The 16,957-nt window shown below is 68.1% G+C and carries 10 protein-coding genes and 2 pseudogenes; 7 read left to right on the top strand and 5 right to left on the bottom strand.

Going from position 1 to position 16,957, the window contains the following annotated elements:
• Positions 1 to 34: 34 nt before the first annotated feature.
• Complete coding sequence (locus QM774_RS01950) at positions 35 to 1,219, bottom strand: serine hydrolase domain-containing protein (protein WP_414974286.1); 1,185 nt, start codon at positions 1,217 to 1,219, stop codon at positions 35 to 37.
• A 42-nt stretch (positions 1,220 to 1,261) separates the two neighbouring features.
• The gene (locus tag QM774_RS01945; protein ID WP_414974285.1) at positions 1,262 to 2,773 is read right to left on the bottom strand and encodes an MFS transporter; all 1,512 of its coding nucleotides are present in this window, start codon (positions 2,771 to 2,773) and stop codon (positions 1,262 to 1,264) included.
• Positions 2,774 to 3,065: 292 nt separating this feature from the next.
• On the opposite strand from QM774_RS01945, the pseudogene QM774_RS01940 reads away from it, so the two are divergent.
• From QM774_RS01940 to QM774_RS01925, 4 genes and pseudogenes are all read left to right on the top strand, one after another.
• Positions 3,066 to 3,753, top strand: a pseudogene (locus QM774_RS01940) (hypothetical protein).
• Positions 3,750 to 4,061, top strand: coding sequence for a hypothetical protein (locus QM774_RS01935; protein ID WP_414974284.1), 312 nt, complete (start codon positions 3,750 to 3,752; stop codon positions 4,059 to 4,061). The pseudogene QM774_RS01940 and the gene QM774_RS01935 overlap by 4 nt, the downstream one beginning before the upstream one ends.
• Positions 4,007 to 6,591: pseudogene (locus QM774_RS01930) on the top strand (ABC transporter transmembrane domain-containing protein); the annotation flags it as partial. The gene QM774_RS01935 and the pseudogene QM774_RS01930, both read left to right, overlap by 55 nt.
• Positions 6,592 to 6,767: 176 nt before the next feature.
• The gene (locus tag QM774_RS01925) at positions 6,768 to 10,520 is read left to right on the top strand and encodes a multifunctional oxoglutarate decarboxylase/oxoglutarate dehydrogenase thiamine pyrophosphate-binding subunit/dihydrolipoyllysine-residue succinyltransferase subunit (protein WP_414974283.1); all 3,753 of its coding nucleotides are present in this window, start codon (positions 6,768 to 6,770) and stop codon (positions 10,518 to 10,520) included.
• 11 nt (positions 10,521 to 10,531) lie between these two features.
• Here QM774_RS01925 and QM774_RS01920 read toward each other — a convergent pair whose 3' ends face one another.
• Positions 10,532 to 12,127 (bottom strand): DUF222 domain-containing protein, encoded by a 1,596-nt coding sequence (locus QM774_RS01920; protein WP_414974282.1) that lies wholly within the window; start codon positions 12,125 to 12,127, stop codon positions 10,532 to 10,534.
• 144 nt (positions 12,128 to 12,271) lie between these two features.
• Positions 12,272 to 12,916, bottom strand: a complete 645-nt coding sequence (locus QM774_RS01915; protein ID WP_414974281.1) for a TetR/AcrR family transcriptional regulator — start codon at positions 12,914 to 12,916, stop codon at positions 12,272 to 12,274.
• A 79-nt stretch (positions 12,917 to 12,995) separates the two neighbouring features.
• On the opposite strand from QM774_RS01915, the gene QM774_RS01910 reads away from it, so the two are divergent.
• From QM774_RS01910 to QM774_RS01900, 3 genes are read left to right on the top strand one after another with little or no spacing between them, the layout of a single operon-like run.
• A complete protein-coding gene (locus tag QM774_RS01910; RefSeq protein WP_414974280.1) occupies positions 12,996 to 14,528 on the top strand; it encodes a flavin-containing monooxygenase in 1,533 nt (510 codons plus the stop codon).
• 31 nt (positions 14,529 to 14,559) lie between these two features.
• The gene (locus tag QM774_RS01905) at positions 14,560 to 15,387 is read left to right on the top strand and encodes an SDR family NAD(P)-dependent oxidoreductase (protein ID WP_414974279.1); all 828 of its coding nucleotides are present in this window, start codon (positions 14,560 to 14,562) and stop codon (positions 15,385 to 15,387) included.
• Between the two features lie 47 nt (positions 15,388 to 15,434).
• Positions 15,435 to 16,277 carry an SDR family NAD(P)-dependent oxidoreductase gene (locus tag QM774_RS01900; RefSeq protein WP_414974278.1) on the top strand — a complete coding sequence of 281 codons (843 nt, stop codon included), beginning with the start codon at positions 15,435 to 15,437 and terminating at the stop codon, positions 16,275 to 16,277.
• A gap of 19 nt (positions 16,278 to 16,296) precedes the next feature.
• Here QM774_RS01900 and QM774_RS01895 read toward each other — a convergent pair whose 3' ends face one another.
• Complete coding sequence (locus tag QM774_RS01895; RefSeq protein WP_414974277.1) at positions 16,297 to 16,947, bottom strand: hypothetical protein; 651 nt, start codon at positions 16,945 to 16,947, stop codon at positions 16,297 to 16,299.
• Positions 16,948 to 16,957: the final 10 nt, after the last annotated feature.

Here is a 16,957-nt window from a genome sequence, read left to right as displayed (position 1 = left end):
AGACGAGCCTACGAAGGGGGTCCGACAGAATCGGTCAGGACGCGCCGTGGATCAGCGTGTCGGCGACCGCACGGTAGGCGGTGATCGCCTCCTCCATGTTGGCGTCGGCGTCGAGATCCTCGCTGTTCTGGGAGATCACGATGTTCTTCGCCGGCCACACGTACGTGTACTGGCCGAGGATGCCGACGGCCATGAAGTCGCCGCGGTCGCCGTCGCCGACCCACCACTGGTAGCCGTAGCCGTAGCGCGAACCCTGGTAGAGGTGGCCCGGCTGCACCTGCGGGCCGGTGGCGCGGGTCGCGTCGTGCACCCAGTCGGCCGGAACGATCTGCTTGCCGAAGGCCTTGCCGCCGGTGGCGAACAGTTCACCGAAGCGGGCGAAGTCGCGGGTGGTGGCGTGGTACGACGCGTAGGCCATGGCGGCCCCGGAGTAGTCCTCGCCGACCAGCGCCGACGACGCCATGCCCGCCGGATGCCAGATCTTGTTCTGCACGTACACCGGCAGCGGCTGCCCGGTGACACGGGTGACCAGCGCGCCCAGCACGAAGGTGTCGATGGACGCGTAGTTGAACTCGGTGCCCGACGTGCGGGCCTTCTGCGACTTCTCCGCCTGGTCCATCAGCGGTTCTCCGAGCACCATCCGGATGGTGGTGCCGGTCGCGCCGTCGGTGACGTTGGCGTAGTTCGACTCGTCGTACTTCTGGCCGGACGACATCTGCAGGATGTGTTTGATCGGCACCCCGTTGTAGCCGGACTTCTTGAGTTCGGGCAGGTACTTGGTGATCGGGTCGTCGACCGACGCGATCTTGCCTTCACCGAGGGCGATGCCGACCGCCGTCGAGGTGATGGACTTGCCCATCGACCACGAGTTGAAGCGACTGTTCTCGGTGTAGCCGTTCCAGTACTTCTGGGTGACCATCCGGCCGTCGCGCAGCACCACCAGGCCACGCGCCGACGTCCGTTGCAGATAGCTGTCGAAGGTGGTGCGCCGGCCCCGGTAGACGTACGACGTGTCGATCGCGTGCTGTGCCGCGGGCGGCAGGGCCAGCGGGTGCGAGGACGGCGTCATGGTGGCCGTCGTATAGAAGACGACGTGCGGCAGCACCGGCAGCGGGTCGGCGGGTGCGGCGTGGGCGACGCCGGTCACCGCGGACAGCGATACGGTCGCCAGAGCGGCCGCGGTCAGCAGACGACGACGGGTGGGGAAAGAACCGGACACGGAACAGGACTCCTCGACACTGTGGCCGGAGCCCCCGACGGCCTACTTCACCGGCGACTTTTCGGCCGGTGCCCCCGACGGACCGGTCTGGTGACTCGGGCGCGCCAGGAAAAGCGTAGCGATCGCACCGACGAAAAGGACCGCGGCGGCCAAATAGATCGATTGACCCATCGCATCGGCGAATCCGGGGCGGATGGGCGCGGGCAGCTGCGCGGCCACCGAGCCTTCCGCGTGGTCGACGTCGATGCCCGGCAGTTCCCGGGCCAGGCGCGTCATCATGAGCGCGCCGATCGCGGCGGTACCGATGACGGCGCCGATCACCCGGGTGGTGTTGTACACGCCGGCTCCGGCACCGGCGACCTGCCACGGCAGGTTGCGGGTGGCGGTGGCGGCGAGCGGCGCCCAGATTCCCGCGCTGGCCAGACCCATCAGGCTGACCGGGATCAGCAGCTTCCACACGGGGGTGTCCGGGTGGAGCCACAGCGCCGCCAGCAGGGTGGCGACGGCGTACAGCCCGAGGCCCACCGAGACGACGTTGCGCGGATGCACCTTGTCGAGGATCCAGCCGACGATCGGCGCACAGATGCCGGTCAGGACGGCCATCGGCACCATCATCAGCGCCGAGCGGGTCGGCGACATGCCACCCACCAGCTGCAGGAAGAACATGAGCGGGATCATCATGCCGGACACCGCGAAGCCCATCGTCGCGATGCCGACGCTCGACAGCGAGAAGTTGCGGTCCCGGAACAGGCCGAGCGGCACCAGCGGCTCGGTGGTCGTCTTGGCCTCCCACAGGACGAACAGGCCCATCACGGCGCCGCCGCCGAAGATCAGCAGCCACACCCAGAGCGCCCAGTCGTAGGTCTGTCCCTCCTGGATACCGAAGACCAGGGCGGCCAGGCCGATGCCGGACAGGATCACGCCGATCCAGTCGAACTTGTGATCGTGGGTCTCGACGGTGGGCACCAGCATCTGAGCCATCACGAGTCCGATGAGGCCGACCGGCAGGTTGATGAAGAAGATCCACTCCCAGCCGAAGCTGTCGGTCAGAACGCCACCGAGCAGCGGTCCGACGAGGGTCGCGACACCGGCGACGGTGCCCCAGATGCCCATGGCGGCGCCGCGCTTCTCCGGCGGGAACATGCGGCTGATCAGCGCCATCGTCTGCGGGGTGATGAGTGCGGCACCGACACCCTGCACGGCGCGGGCGATGATCAGCATGGTGATCGACCCGGACAGGCCGCACCACAGGCTGGCGAGGGTGAAGACGACCAGACCGATCTGGTAGATCAGTTTCGGCCCGAACTTGTCGCCCAGCCGGCCGGCGATCAGCAGCGGCACCGCGTAGGTGAGCAGGTAGGCGCTGGAGACCCAGACGATCGAGTTCACGTCGGCGTGCAGCGCCGCCATGATGTGCGGCTGCGCGACCGCGACGATCGACATGTCCACGAGGATCATGAAGAAGCCGACGCACAACGAGATGAGCGCTGCCCAGGGGCGGTCGGTGACCGGCGTGAACTGCGGTGTGGCAGCCGGCGGAGCGGTTTCGGTCATATCGGACAGCCTTACGTTCGTAGGATCGGCCAGGCGACACTAGCACCGGCATCCGACGCCGCTGAAACCGTTTCCCGTCGCCCGCGCATCGTGATCCACGTCATAGTCTGGACGGGAAACAACCGCGTCCACCGCGACGTTGAACCGATGTTGTCCATGGGAAGGTTCGGCCTTCTGAGGAACGGAGACAGACATGCGGAAGAACAAGACCACCGCGGCGCAGCTGCCGGTGCACTACGACGAGGTCGCGGTACCCGAGACCGTCTCCCCCGCCTCCACGGCCGCAGCCCAGGTGCCGTCGGCGGCGGTCAAGCTCGTGACGCGCATCCTGGAGAAGGCGCAGCGGCTCCAGCAGCCGGCTGTCGCCAAGTACGTCGCGAGTCTGCGTGAGAAGTACCCGGACGATTCGCCCGAGCAGCTCATCCGCCGTCTGGAGAAGCGCTACCTGAACGCGGTGACCGCCACCGGTTCGGCCGTCGGCGCCACCGCCGCCATTCCCGGTGTCGGCACCATCACGGCACTGTCCGCGGTCACCGCCGACACCGCCGCCTTCATCGAGGCCTCCGCGTTGCTCGCTCTGGCGACCGCCGAGGTCCACGGCATCTCCGCCCGCCGACACCGACCGCCGCCGCGCCCTGGTGCTGTCGGTCGCGCTCGGCGAGGAAGGCATCGCCGCCCTCGGCAAGGTCGCCGGTGTCCGGGGCAGCGAGGCACTCGGCAAGCTCGCGGTGCCCGGCTTCGAAGCACTCAGCCTGGCCCGCCTGAACAAGGCCCTCACCAGCAAACTGATCAAGAAGTTCGCGATCCGCCGCGCGCCGGTGATGGCCGGCAAACTGCTGCCGGGCGGTATCGGCGCCGTGATCGGCGGCGCCGGCAACCGGGCGCTGGGCACCATGGTGCTGCGCAACTCGCGCCAGGCCTTCGGGCCGCCGCCACGCTTCTGGGACGTCGACGGCACCGTCCTCCCGTTCACCGGTTGAGCGGCTGGGTCGCCCGCCTCGCGGGGTGCTGCTGGGAGCACCGCCGCCTCGCCGTCGTCACCGTCGCGGTGACGCTCGGTGCGGTGGCGGTCGATCTGGTGACCCCGCTGCTGGCCAAGGCTGCGCTCGACCACGCGGTGTCGACCGATGCGGCAGCGGTGGGCCGTTACGGCCTGCCGGTGCTGATCGGACTGCTGCTGATCGCCGCGGCGGTCCGCTACGCGTGCCAGTTCGGGCGCCGGCTGTTCGCCGGCCGGCTCTCGCTCGTCGTGCAGTCACCGACGCCGACGGCCGCTCCTACGACGTGACGGCCCTGGATCCGGAGTCGCTGCGGTCGGCACTGACCCTGGTGTTCGACGAACCGTTCCTCTACTCCGATTCGATCGCCGCCAACGTCGCCCTCGGGCCCACGCCGCCTCCTGCACCGACCGACCCCCGGCTCTCCGCCGCCACCGACCGTGCCGCGGCGACCGGCTTCATCGACGCGTTGCCGGACGGTTTCGGCGCCGAGGTCGGGGAACGCGGCCTCACGCTGTCGGGCGGTCAGCGGCAGCGGATCGCTCTGGCCCGCGCCTTGTACGACCACCCGCGTGTTCTGGTCCTCGACGACGCCACGTCGGCAGTCGATGCGGTCACCGAGGGACGCATCCTGTCCGGGCTGCGCACCGCCGGCACCACCATGCTGGTGCTCGCGCACCGCAGCTCCACCCTCGCCATCGCCGACCGGGTCGCCGAACTCGACGGCGGCCGCATCATCGACATCGGCACCCCCGCCGAGCTCGAGGAGCGGTGCAGCCGGTTCCGCGAACTGATGGCGCCTCCGGGCACCGACGATCGGCGCAAGGCCATCGACGCGGGTCTGCGCCGCCAGCAGGCGATCGGCGTCGACGACCTGTGGCGCGACGACGCCCCGATCGCCGCAGAACGGGCGCGCACGTCCGTCACGGCCCGTCCCGGCGGATTCGGCGGCGGAGGTGGTCGCGGCGGTGGCGGCATGAACAACGCCCTCGGCGCCATGCCGGCGACGCCCGAGATCGAGGCGGCGGTCGCCGCCCTCCCGCCGGCCACCGAGGATCCGGACGTGGACGTCGCCCAGGCCCGCGCCGAACGTCCCGGATTCGGCCTCGCCCAGATCCTGCGTCCGGTCCGCGGCCTGCTGATCCTGGTGCTGATCGCCGTCGTCGCGGACACTCTGATCTCGCTGGCGTTCCCGTCGCTGGCCCGCACCGCGCTCAATGCGGGCGCACAGGGGCACGCCGCGGTGCTGTGGGGCACGCTCGCGGTCGGCCTGCTCCTGGTGACCGCCGGCTGGTTCGCCGACGCGGCGAACACCCTGTATTCGGCGTGGGCCGGCGAGCGGGTGCTGTACGGACTGCGGATCCGCAGCTATGCCCACCTGCAGCGGCTCGGCCTGGACTACTACGAGCGGGAACTGTCCGGACGCATCATGACGCGCATGACGACCGACATCGACGCCCTCTCGAACTTCCTGCAGTCAGGGCTCGCCTCGGCGGTGGTGGCGGTGTTCGCGGTGTTCGGCGTCTTCGCCGCCCTGCTGGTCACCGACTGGGAGCTCGGGCTGACGGTGATGCCGGTGCTTCCGATCCTGCTGGTGGCCACCTACTTCTTCCGGAAGGTGGCGGCCGCCGCCTACACCCGGTCCCGCACGCTGGTGTCCATCGTGAACGCCGACTTCCAGGAGAACGTCGCCGGCATCACCACCACGACGGCCTACCGGCACGCCCCGGTCGCCCTGGCCGCGTTCGGCCGACGGTCCGACGACTGGGTGGCCGCCCGCATGCGCTCGCAGACCGCGATCGCCGTGTACTTCCCGTTCATCACGTTCTGTGCGGACGTCGCGTCGGCCGTCGCGCTCGGTGTCGGCGCGCACCGCATCTCCGGGGGTGGTCTTGCGGCGGGCACCTTGGTCGCCTTCCTGCTGTACCTGTCCATGTTGTTCGGACCGGTTCAGCAGCTGACCACCGTGTTCGACGGCTATCAGCAGGCGGCGGTCGGCCTGCGCCGTATCCGCGAGCTGCTGGCCACCGCCAGTTCGCTGGTCGAGGCGGCCGACGGCCAGGTGCCGGTCCCCGATCCCGGTCACGCCGACGTCCGCCTGGACGACGTCTCGTTCCGCTATTCCGGTGCCGACGCCGACGCGCTGACGGACATCGATCTGCATCTGCCGTCGGGAACGTCGTTGGCCCTGGTCGGTCCGACCGGCGCGGGCGCTTCTACAACCCGGTCGCCGGTGCCGTCCGCTACAACGGCGCCGACCTTCGCTCGCTGGATCTGCACGCCTACCGCACCCGGCTGGGGGTTGTTCCGCAGGAACCGCACCTGTTCGCGGGCACCGTCGCCGACAACATCGCCTACGGCCGGCCGGGAGCGAGCCGCGAGGAGATCGCCGATGCGGCCCGCAGGGTCGGTGCGGCCGAGATGATCGCGAACCTTCCCGGCGGCATGAACTTCGCCATCTCCGAACGCGGCCGCAGCCTCTCGTCCGGTCAGCGGCAGCTGATCGCTCTGGCCCGCGCCGAACTGACCGAGCCCGAACTGATCCTTCTCGATGAGGCGACCGCCACGCTCGATCAGGCGACCGAGGCCCAGGTGCTGGCCGCCGGCGACGCCCTCACCCGGCGGCGCACCAGCGTGATCGTCGCCCATCGACTGGGTACCGCCGCCCGCGCCGACACCATCGCCGTCGTGTCCGGCGGAGCCATCGTCGAACGCGGCTCCCATGACGATCTGCTGGCCGACGACGGCGCCTACGCACAGCTGTGGCGGGCGGGTGTGGAGCCGGACGAATCGTCGCCGGTTCCGGCCCGCTCATCGTGATTTCCGGGCCGCTCGCCGACCGCCGTCCGACAGGCCGACGTATCCGGGCACGACCTGCGGTGAGGGCGTACCATCGGAAAACGGCCGGGTGCCCGCGAGAACCGTGACGCGCCCGGTGACCGATCGAGCAGATCACATACGTGAACAACACAGGTGAATCGAGGCGAATTAGCGCTGTGAGCAGTACGACATCCGAGACCGACTACGGGCAGAACGAGTGGCTGGTCGAGGAGATGTACCAGCGATTTCAGAAGGACCCCAGTTCGGTCGATCCGAGTTGGCACGACCTGCTGAAGAACTACAAGCCCGGCGATTCGGCCCCCGCGGCGACCCAGCCCGCGGCCCAGCAGCCCACCGCCTCACAGCCGGCCGCCGCCCCCGTCGTCCCCACCTCCGCACCGAACGACGAGAAGCCGGCGATCACCCTCGACTCGGAGCCCGATCCCGCGCCCCGCAACCCGGCCCCGGCGCCCGCGCGTGAAGCCGCCGCCACCAAGGCCGCCGGCGGTGTCAGCCGCACCGCGCAGCCGGCCAAGCCGGTCGCCGGCAGCGGCACCGAGGAGTCCAAGGTGCTCCGCGGTCCGGCCGCCGCCATCGTCAAGAACATGGACAAGTCGCTGGAGGTGCCGACCGCCACCAGCGTGCGCGCCATCCCGGTGAAGCTGATGATCGACAACCGGACGGTCATCAACAACCATCTCGCCCGCACCCGCGGCGGCAAGGTCAGCTTCACGCACATCCTGGGCTACGCGATCGTCCAGGCGGTGAACGCGTTCCCGACCATGAACAAGCACTTCGCCGAGATCGACGGCAAGCCGAACGTCGTCACCCCGGCGCACACCAATCTCGGCCTGGCCATCGACCTGCCCGGCAAGGACGGCGCCCGCACCCTGGTCGTCGCCGCCATCAAGGGCTGCGAGTCGATGGGCTTCTCCGACTTCTGGCAGGCCTACGAGGACATCGTCCGTCGTGCCCGCGAGGGCAAGCTGGGCGCCGACGACTTCAGCGGCGTCACCATCTCGCTCACCAACCCCGGCACCATCGGCACCGTGCACTCGGTGCCCCGCCTCATGCCGGGGCAGGGCGCCATCATCGGCGCCGGCGCGATGGAGTACCCGGCCGAGTTCCAGGGCGCCAGCGAGGAGCAGCTCGCCGCGATGGGCGTCGGCAAGCTGATGACGCTGACCTCCACCTACGATCACCGGATCATCCAGGGCGCCGAGTCCGGCGACTTCCTGCGCACCATCCATCATCTGCTGCTCGACGACGGCTTCTGGGACGACATCTTCACGGCCCTGCACATTCCGTACGAGCCGATCCGCTGGCGCCAGGACATCCCGGCCGGCATCGTCGACAAGAACACCCGCGTCCTCGAGCTGATCGCCGCCTACCGGGCGCGCGGCCATCTGATGGCCGACACCGATCCGCTGAACATGGAGAGCGACGCCCGCGCCGCCCACCCGGATCTGGACGTTCTGACCTACGGCCTCACTCTCTGGGATCTGGACCGCACCTTCAACGTCGGCGGCTTCCACGGCCAGGAGAAGATGAAGCTCCGCGACGTGCTGTCGGTGCTGCGCGATGCCTACTGCCGGCACGTCGGCGTGGAGTACACCCACATCCTCGACCCGGATCAGCAGCGCTGGCTGCAGGAGCGGGTGGAGATCAAGCACGTCAAGCCGCCGGTCGCCGAGCAGAAGTACATTCTGAGCAAGCTCAACGCCGCCGAGGCCTTCGAGACCTTCCTGCAGACCAAGTACGTCGGCCAGAAGCGGTTCTCGCTGGAGGGCGCCGAGTCGGTGATCCCGATGATGGACGCGGTGATCGACCGGTCCGCCGACCACGGGCTCCAGGAGGTCGTGATCGGCATGCCGCACCGCGGCCGCCTGAACGTCCTGGCGAACATCGTCGGCAAGCCGTACTCGAAGATCTTCACCGAGTTCGAGGGCAATCTCGGCAACTCGCAGATGCACGGTTCGGGTGACGTCAAGTACCACCTGGGCGCGGAGGGCAAGTACTACCAGATGTTCGGCGACAACGAGATCACCGTCTCGCTGACCGCCAACCCCAGCCACCTGGAGGCCGTCGACCCGGTCCTGGAGGGCATCGTCCGCGCCAAGCAGGACCAGCTCGACGAGGAGCACCGCTTCGACATCATGCCGCTCATGCTGCACGGCGACGCCGCGTTCGCCGGCCAGGGCGTGGTGGCCGAGACGCTCAACATGTCGCGTCTGCTCGGCTACCAGACCGGCGGCACCGTCCACATCGTGGTCAACAATCAGGTCGGCTTCACCACGGCACCGGAGTACTCGCGGTCGTCGCAGTACTGCACCGACGTGGCGAAGATGGTCGGCGCGCCGATCCTGCACGTCAACGGCGACGACCCGGAGGCCTGCGTGTGGGCCGCCCAGCTGGCGGTCGACTACCGCGAGCAGTACCACGGCGACGTGGTGATCGACATGGTCTGCTACCGCCGCCGCGGTCACAACGAGGGCGACGATCCGTCGATGACCCAGCCGGCCATGTACGACGTGATCGACAATCTGCGCAGCGTCCGCAAGAGCTACACCGAGTCGCTGATCGGTCGTGGTGACATCTCCACCAAGGAGGCCGAGGACGCCCTGCGCGACTACCAGGGACAGCTCGAGCAGGTGTTCGTGGAGGTGAAGGAGCTCGAACGGTTCACCCCCGAGCCCTCGCCGTCGATCGAGGAGGACCAGGCGCTGCCGACGAAGGTCGTCACCGCGGTCCCGCAGGAGGCGCTGACCAAGATCGGCGACGCCTTCATGAACGTCCCGGAGGGCTTCACTCCGCATCCGCGGGTCAAGCCGGTGCTCAAGCGCCGCCAGGAGATGGCGCGCAACGGCGACATCGATTGGGCGTTCGCCGAGCTGCTGGCTTTCGGCACCCTGGTCGAGCAGGGCCGCACCGTCCGCCTGTCCGGCCAGGACTCGCGGCGCGGCACCTTCACCCAGCGCCATTCGGTGCTCATCGACCGCCAGAACGGGTCCGAGTACACCCCGCTGAACACCCTCGCACCGGAGGGTCCGGGCCGCTTCATGGTCTACGACTCCCCGCTCTCGGAGTACGCGGTCCTCGGTTTCGAGTACGGCTACGCCGTCGGCGATCCGGAGGCGCTGGTGCTGTGGGAGGGCCAGTTCGGCGACTTCGTGAACGGCGCCCAGTCGATCATCGACGAGTTCATCAGTTCCGGTGAGGCCAAGTGGGGTCAGCGCAGCGACGTCGTCCTGCTGCTTCCGCACGGCCATGAGGGCCAGGGACCGGACCACACCTCGGGCCGGATCGAGCGGTTCCTGCAGCTGTGCGCCGAGGGTTCGATGACCGTGGCGCTGCCGTCGACTCCGGCCAGCTACTTCCATCTGCTGCGCCGGCACGTGCTGGCCGGGATCGACCGTCCGCTGGTGGTCTTCACCCCGAAGTCGATGCTGCGCAACAAGGCGGCCGTCTCACCGGTCGAGGAGTTCACCGAGGGCAAGTTCCTGTCGGTGCGCGACGATCCGCGCTTCGCCGGGGACTTCTCCGGCCAGGGTGCGGTCGGCGATCGTTCCAAGGTCACTCGGGTGCTGCTGACCTCGGGCAAGCTCTACTACGAGCTGGCCGCCAAGCAGGCCAAGGAGAACCGCGACGACGTCGCCATCATCCGTATCGAGCAGCTGTACCCGGTGCCGTACCGCCGTCTGGCGCGGACATTGGAGCAGTACCCGAACGCCACCGACTTCGTCTGGGTCCAGGAGGAGCCGGCGAATCAGGGTCCGTGGCCGTTCCTGGGACTGTGGCTGCCCGAGCAGGTGCCGGCGCTGCAGGGTCTGCGCCGCGTCTCGCGCCGCCCGATGTCGGCTCCGTCGTCGGGTTCGTCGAAGGTGCATGCCGTGGAGCAGGCCGAGATCGTCGACACCGCGTTCGCCTGATCGAGGATTCCTCAGAACGGCGGTGGCCCGTCGTCGGCGAATGCCGGGATCGTCGTCTGCTCATCGGTTCGCACGTTGAGCTGGTTCGTCCGCTCGTTGAGCCTGTCGAAGCGAGCTCGCCGGTTCAGGGCACGCAGGTGCATCCGGTAGGCGTGTTTGGCCTCCGTGCGGGTGCGGGTGCGTGTGGGTTCGGCTCCTTTCGACAGGCTCAAGGAGCGGGGCGGCACGCTCCTTGAGCCTGTCGAAAGGAGATCCTGGGGCGGTCCATGCCGGCACGGAATCAACCCGAGACCAGGCAACAGCCAGGTGTTGGCTGCCCGGGTTCGGGCGGTGAATCCCTCGGGAGTGGTGATCTCGGTCCAGATCTGGCCGTTCGCGTCGATGACCTGATCATCGAGGAATCCGTCGGCGAAGGTCTTGATCTGATGGTGGAACACGCATTTGGGGTTGAGGTTGCACCAACACGTCGGGCCACCGGTTTCGGGATCGTGGTGGTTGTACTCGGTCACGTGATCGAGCTGGCACCGCGAAGCCGGGCGTGAACAACCCGGCCAGGTGCAGGTTCCGAACAAACCACGCACCACCGTGTCCAACAGGGCAGTAGGCCGATACGGATCCGCCGCCTGCGCAGTGTGATCAGCCAGTCGCGTCAGGTCGAGGGGCCGCACGACAGTGCCGGGCGTCGACGCGATGTCGCGCACATGATCGGCAGAGATCGTTCCGTGCCCGTCGAGGTGCCCGGGCTTATCCCCGCCCTCAAGCGTGGACCCGTCGGTGATGACGTTGACGACGACCTTCGCTCCAGGCCCACTCCCGTCCCCGGTGAGTAGGTCGTAGGCGGCGTCAGCACGGCGGCGGCCACTACTGCGGGTGTCGGTCTCGCCGGTCTTTTGAGCTGCGGCGGTGATCGCGGCGTCCATGACCGCAATCCGTTCTGCGGTGTCGGTGACTTCCAGAACCGCCATGCCCCCGCGGATCGGATAACTCACCACTCCGGCGTTCTTCTTGGCTGCTTCGCGTTCGGCGCGGGCTGCGTCGGCATCGACGTCGGCGACGATCCGCCGTGCCAGATCGGCCACGGCGGTGACGGTGCGTATGCCGGAGGCGGTGAGTTCGTCGGCGATCCGGTGATCGATCTGCACCATCAGAGCCGCGTCGACGACCGCGGTGGTCTCGAACACCACCGCAGAGAACGCTCGCGGACTCACAATCCCGTCCCGCAACAACACCCCGGTCTGCGGCAGGCGGTGGCGCAGGGCTTCACCTTCGGTCACCAGCTTCTCAGCCAGGTACGTACTGACCGCCAGGGTGGTGGCGATACTGGTGGCCAGTTTCGTACGCGGATCGCACAAACGGGTGAACTCGACCGAGTCTTCCGCGGTTGCTGGATCAATCGGTGCTCGTCGTTCAAGGAGGTCAGCGACCGCGTTCAGGCGCCGCCACACCAGATACGACTCACCCTCGGTGGTCGCGACCAGTTGATTGATCGCGGCCACGTCAGCATCGTGATCAGACAGGCCGTCCGGTACCGGTCCTAAACCCAGGGGTGTCAGGTCGGCATCGCGCCAGCGCTTCGGGCTACGTGAGGCCTTGCGTCGCCGACTCATGCCCACACCCCCTTTTCATCGACTAGAACAGGTGTTCGACTACCTTCTAGTTTACGCAGGCCTACGACAATTTCCAGGCCATGCGGGGAGGGGGTTTCTCCAACGTTTCAATCGAAACTTTGGAGGGTATTGAGGGAACCGCTCTCAGGCGTCGACCAGGGCGGCCGCGCCGGCGACGGCGAGCAGCGAGGTGGTGAGCAGTCCGAGGATCTCGTCGCGGGTCAGCGTCGGTTCTTCGATCCAGCGGGTCATCACGTCCTCGGTGAGCGCGATCCACCCCATGGTGGCGGCACGGACCACCGGCGTCACCTCCAGACCCATCGTGGGCGCGAAGGACAGCACCCGCTGGGCGACGGCGCCGCGCGTGGCCTCGGTGACCTCCCGGAGGGCCGGGTCGGTGCTGAGTCCGCCGCGCAGGACCGACGAGTACGCCGCAGGGTTCTCCTCGACGTAATCGACATAGGCGCCGATGGCGGCGAGTGCCGCCTCGTTGGGATCGGCGATCCCCTCCGGCGGCCGCGTGCGTTCGAGCATCTCGGCGGCCTGTTCCCGCAGGATGGCGAGCTGGAAGTCCTGCGTGGATTCGAAGTAGTGGAACACCAGGCCACGGGAGACGCCGACGTTCTCGGCGACCGCTTCCATGGTCACGTCCTCGGGCGGAAGCTCACGCGCCATCCGCACACCGGCGTCGAGCAGCTGCTGTCGCCGTTCGGCCGGGCTCATCCGCCGACGGCGGCCCGCGGCGGGGGCCTGCCCGGTCGCGGTCGCGTCGTCGTCGAGTGCGGTCATGCCAGTCACCGTAAGCCACTATTGACTGGTTTTCAATAACTATTGACGAACAGTCAGCAACTGCCCTACTGTAGCAATCATGACATCAGACGTTGTAGAGGTCGCTATCGTCGGCGCCGGTTTCTCCGGCCTGGGCGCAGCCATCAAGCTCAGCCAGAACGGATTCGACGACTACGTCGTTCTGGACCGCGGCTCGGACTTCGGCGGCACCTGGCGGGACAACACCTACCCCGGCGCCGCGTGCGACGTGCCCTCGCATTCGTACTCGTACTCGTTCGCGCTGAACCCCGAGTGGAGCCGCTCCTACTCGCACCAGCCGGAGATCCACCGCTACATCAACAAGGTCGCCGACGAACACCGCATCGGCGAGCGCACCCTGTTCGGCAGCGACGTCACCCAGGCCACCTGGGACGAGGACTCCGACACCTGGAAGATCGAGTACACCCGGGACGGGAAGAAGCAGACCTTGAGCGCCCGCCACCTGATCGGCGGCGTCGGCCCGCTGTGCGAGCCGAACCTCCCCGACATCGCCGGCATCGGCGACTTCCAGGGCGAGATCATGCACTCGGCCCGGTGGGATCACGACTACGACCTGACCGGCAAGCGCGTCGCCGTCATCGGCACCGGCGCCTCGGCCATCCAGATCGTGCCGCAGGTCGGCAAGATCGCCGGCCATCTGGACGTCTACCAGCGCACCGCGCCGTGGATCATCCCGCGTACCGAGCGTCCCTACGCCAAGGCGGAGAACTGGGCGTTCAAGCACGTACCCGGCCTGCAGGCCGCCATCCGCGGCAGCATCTACACCGCCAACGAGTCGGTGGCCGCGGGCATGACCTACGCCCCCAAGGCCCTCAAGCCCGTCGAGGCGCTGTGCAAGGCCAACATCTTCCGCGGTATCCGCGACCCCGAGCTGCGCAAGAAGGTCACCCCGACCTTCGCCGTCGGCTGCAAGCGGATCCTCAAGTCCAACGAGTGGTACCCGACGCTGGACCGCCCGAACGTCGATCTGGTGACCGACGGCATCGACCACATCACCGCGAAGGGCATCGTCACCAAGGACGGCACCGAGCGCGACGTGGACGTCATCGTCGTCGCCACCGGCTTCCACGTGACCGACTCCCCCGTCTTCGACACCATCCACGGCGCTGACGGCCGCAGCCTGGCGCAGGTCTGGGACGAGATCGGCATGCAGGCCTACAAGGGCTCGTTCGTCCACGGCTTCCCGAACATGATGCTGCTGATCGGCCCGTCGACCGGCCTGGGCCACACCTCGATGGTCTACATGATCGAGTCGCAGCTGAACTACCTGGTCGACTACCTGAAGAAGACGACGGCCGCGGGCATCGTCCGCACCGACGTCAAGGCCGACGCCCAGAAGAAGTTCAACGACGAGATCCAGCACAAGCTCGCCAAGAGCGTGTGGGAGACCGGCGGCTGCGCGTCCTGGTACAAGGACGTCCACGGCAACATCACCACCCTGTGGCCGGGCTTCACGTTCAGCTTCCGCAACGCGACCCGCCGGTTCGACATCGACGCCTACGACACCACCGTCGGCGGCCGTCGGTCCGCACCGGCCGGCAAGCACGGGGACAGCGTCCCCGCCGCACTCTGATCACCGTCGCCCCACTCAGCCCAGGGAACTCATGAAGAACTTCCACGACAAGGTCGTCGTCGTCACCGGCGCCGGCTCCGGCATGGGTCGTGACATGTCGATCCAGCTGGCCCGCGCCGGCGCCCGGCTCGCCATCTCCGACGTGAATCCGGACGGCCTCGCCGAGACCGAGAAACTGATCGCCGATACCGGCGCCCAGGTGCACTCGCAGCTGCTCAACGTCGCCGAACGGGAAGCCGTCCTCGAATACGCCGACACGGTGGCGCAGCATTACGGCACCGTGAACGCCGTCATCAACAACGCCGGCATCGCCCACAACGGCGAAGTCGAGTCGATGGAGTTCAAGGACATCGAACGCATCATGGACGTCGACTACTGGGGCGTGGTGAACGGCACCAAGGCGTTCCTGCCGTACATCATCGCCTCCGGCGACGGTGCGATCGTCAACGTCTCGTCGCTGTTCGGCATCCTCTCGCAGCCGGGGCAGAGCGCCTACAACTCGGCCAAGTTCGCCGTCCGCGGCTTCACCGAGTCGCTGCGCCAGGAGATGCTGATCAGCCACCCGTCGGTGAAGGTCACCTGCGTGCACCCCGGCGGCATCAAGACCGCCATCGCCCGCAACGCCACGGCGTCGGGCGGCAACGACGCGAAGGCCGGCGCCGACTTCTTCGACAAGTACCTCGCCAACACCTCGTCCGAGAAGGCCGCCGAGATCATCCTGACCGCGGTCCGCAAGGAGCACGCTCGCGTGCTCGTGGGTGCCGATGCGAAGACCCTCGACGTCCTCACACGTCTCAGCGGTTCGGCCTACCAGGGCATCTCCGCCCGCCTCACCAAGCTCACCGAGAGGCTGCGCTGACCCGCGCACGCCGCTCACGCAACAATCCACCGAACAGAAGGAACCCGATGAAGAACTTCCGCGACAAGGTCTGTGTCGTCACCGGCGCCGGTTCCGGCATGGGCCGCACCATGTCGATCAGGCTCGCCCGCCAGGGCGCGAAGGTCGCCATCTCCGACGTCGATCCGGAGGGCCTGTCCACCACCGAACGGCTCATCAAAGAGGCCGCGCCGGGCGCCGAGGTGCACTCCCAGTTGCTGAACGTCGCCGAACGCGAAGCGGTCCTCGAGTACGCCGACACCGTCGCCAAGCACTTCGGCGGCGTGAACGCGATCTTCAACAACGCCGGCATCGCCCACCACGGTGAAGTCGAGTCGATGGAGTTCAAGGACATCGAACGCATCATGGACGTCGACTACTGGGGCGTGGTGAACGGCACCAAGGCCTTCATGCCGTACATCATCGCCTCCGGCGACGGTGCGATCGTCAACACCTCGTCACTGTTCGGTCTGCTGTCCGAACCCGGCCAGAGCGCCTACAACTCGGCCAAGTTCGCGGTCCGCGGCTTCACCGAGTCGCTGCGCCAGGAGATGCTGATCAGCCACCCGTCGGTGAAGGTCACCTGCGTGCACCCCGGCGGCATCAAGACCGCCGTCGCCCGCAACGCCACCACCTCCGGCGGCTACGACCAGAAGGCGGCCGCCGAGTTCTTCGACAAGTACCTGGCGTCGATGTCGCCGGAGAAGGCTGCCGACGTCATCCTGCACGGCGTGAGCAAGGAGAAGGCCCGTGTGCTGGTCGGCATGGACGCGAAGGTCCTCGACCTGTTCGTCCGCGTCACCGGATCGGCCTACCAGGGCGTCGTCGCCCGCGTCACCAAGCTCGGTACCGCCAAGCTCAAGAGCCACTGACTCGCTTCGACCCACGCTCTTACGCCGAGGCGTGGGTGGAGAGCCAATCGGCGGCCACCGACCGGGGATCCTCGCCGGCGGCGACGCGGTCACCGAGGGCATCCAGGTCTTCGGTCGACAGGTCGCCGGCGATCCGGGACAGCGCGGCCAGCGCCGGCTTGTCCAGTTCCGCGCTGCGGTAGACCGGCACCAGGTCCTGACCGAGCCCACGCGGATCGGTACGCGCCGCCCCGGTCGGATCGCCGATGGCCACGCCCTGGGGCAGCGACCTGCTGACCTGGGCCTGCAACTCGTCGCCGGTGAGCGCCGGCGGTGACGGCGTCAGGTCGGTGAGGACATCGCCGGTGAACGCCGGGAAGAGGTCGATGTCGCCGGCGGCGATCGCGTCGAGCAGCCGTGCGTCGTCGCCGGTGGGGGCGCCGTCCGTGGTGGCAGGAGTGCCCGCGCGGGTGAGCGCGACGGCGTAGAGCGCGGCGGCCGCCTTCATCTGGGGCGTGCCCGAGGACGCGACGTGCAGTTCCTTGGTGTCGGACGCTTCACCGCAGGCGGCGAGCACCGCGATCAGGGCGGTCAGGACGGCCAGCAGAAGCAGCACCCGGGTCACCAGCGCACCGCGCGTGTGCAGTGCATGCGTGTCGAGGACGCTCTGCGTGTCGCCCGGCCGATTCATGCCTGTCAAT

It is taken from the genome of Gordonia sp. (in: high G+C Gram-positive bacteria) (genome assembly GCF_047600565.1).
In the GTDB taxonomy this organism is placed as follows: Bacteria; Actinomycetota; Actinomycetes; order Mycobacteriales; family Mycobacteriaceae; genus Gordonia.
Note: the sequence above shows the minus strand (reverse complement) of the source record. Positions and strands in the feature narration are given on the sequence as shown.

Bases quoted from the DNA above. Each gene is read 5' to 3' on its own strand.
- QM774_RS01905 (WP_414974279.1), top strand. From the start codon at position 14,560: ATGAAGAACTTCCACGACAAGGTCGTCGTCGTCACCGGCGCCGGCTCC.
- QM774_RS01915 (WP_414974281.1), bottom strand. From the start codon at position 12,916: ATGACCGCACTCGACGACGACGCGACCGCGACCGGGCAGGCCCCCGCC.
- QM774_RS01895 (WP_414974277.1), bottom strand. From the start codon at position 16,947: ATGAATCGGCCGGGCGACACGCAGAGCGTCCTCGACACGCATGCACTG.
- QM774_RS01945 (WP_414974285.1), bottom strand. From the start codon at position 2,773: ATGACCGAAACCGCTCCGCCGGCTGCCACACCGCAGTTCACGCCGGTC.
- QM774_RS01900 (WP_414974278.1), top strand. From the start codon at position 15,435: ATGAAGAACTTCCGCGACAAGGTCTGTGTCGTCACCGGCGCCGGTTCC.
- QM774_RS01910 (WP_414974280.1), top strand. From the start codon at position 12,996: ATGACATCAGACGTTGTAGAGGTCGCTATCGTCGGCGCCGGTTTCTCC.
- QM774_RS01920 (WP_414974282.1), bottom strand. From the start codon at position 12,127: ATGAGTCGGCGACGCAAGGCCTCACGTAGCCCGAAGCGCTGGCGCGAT.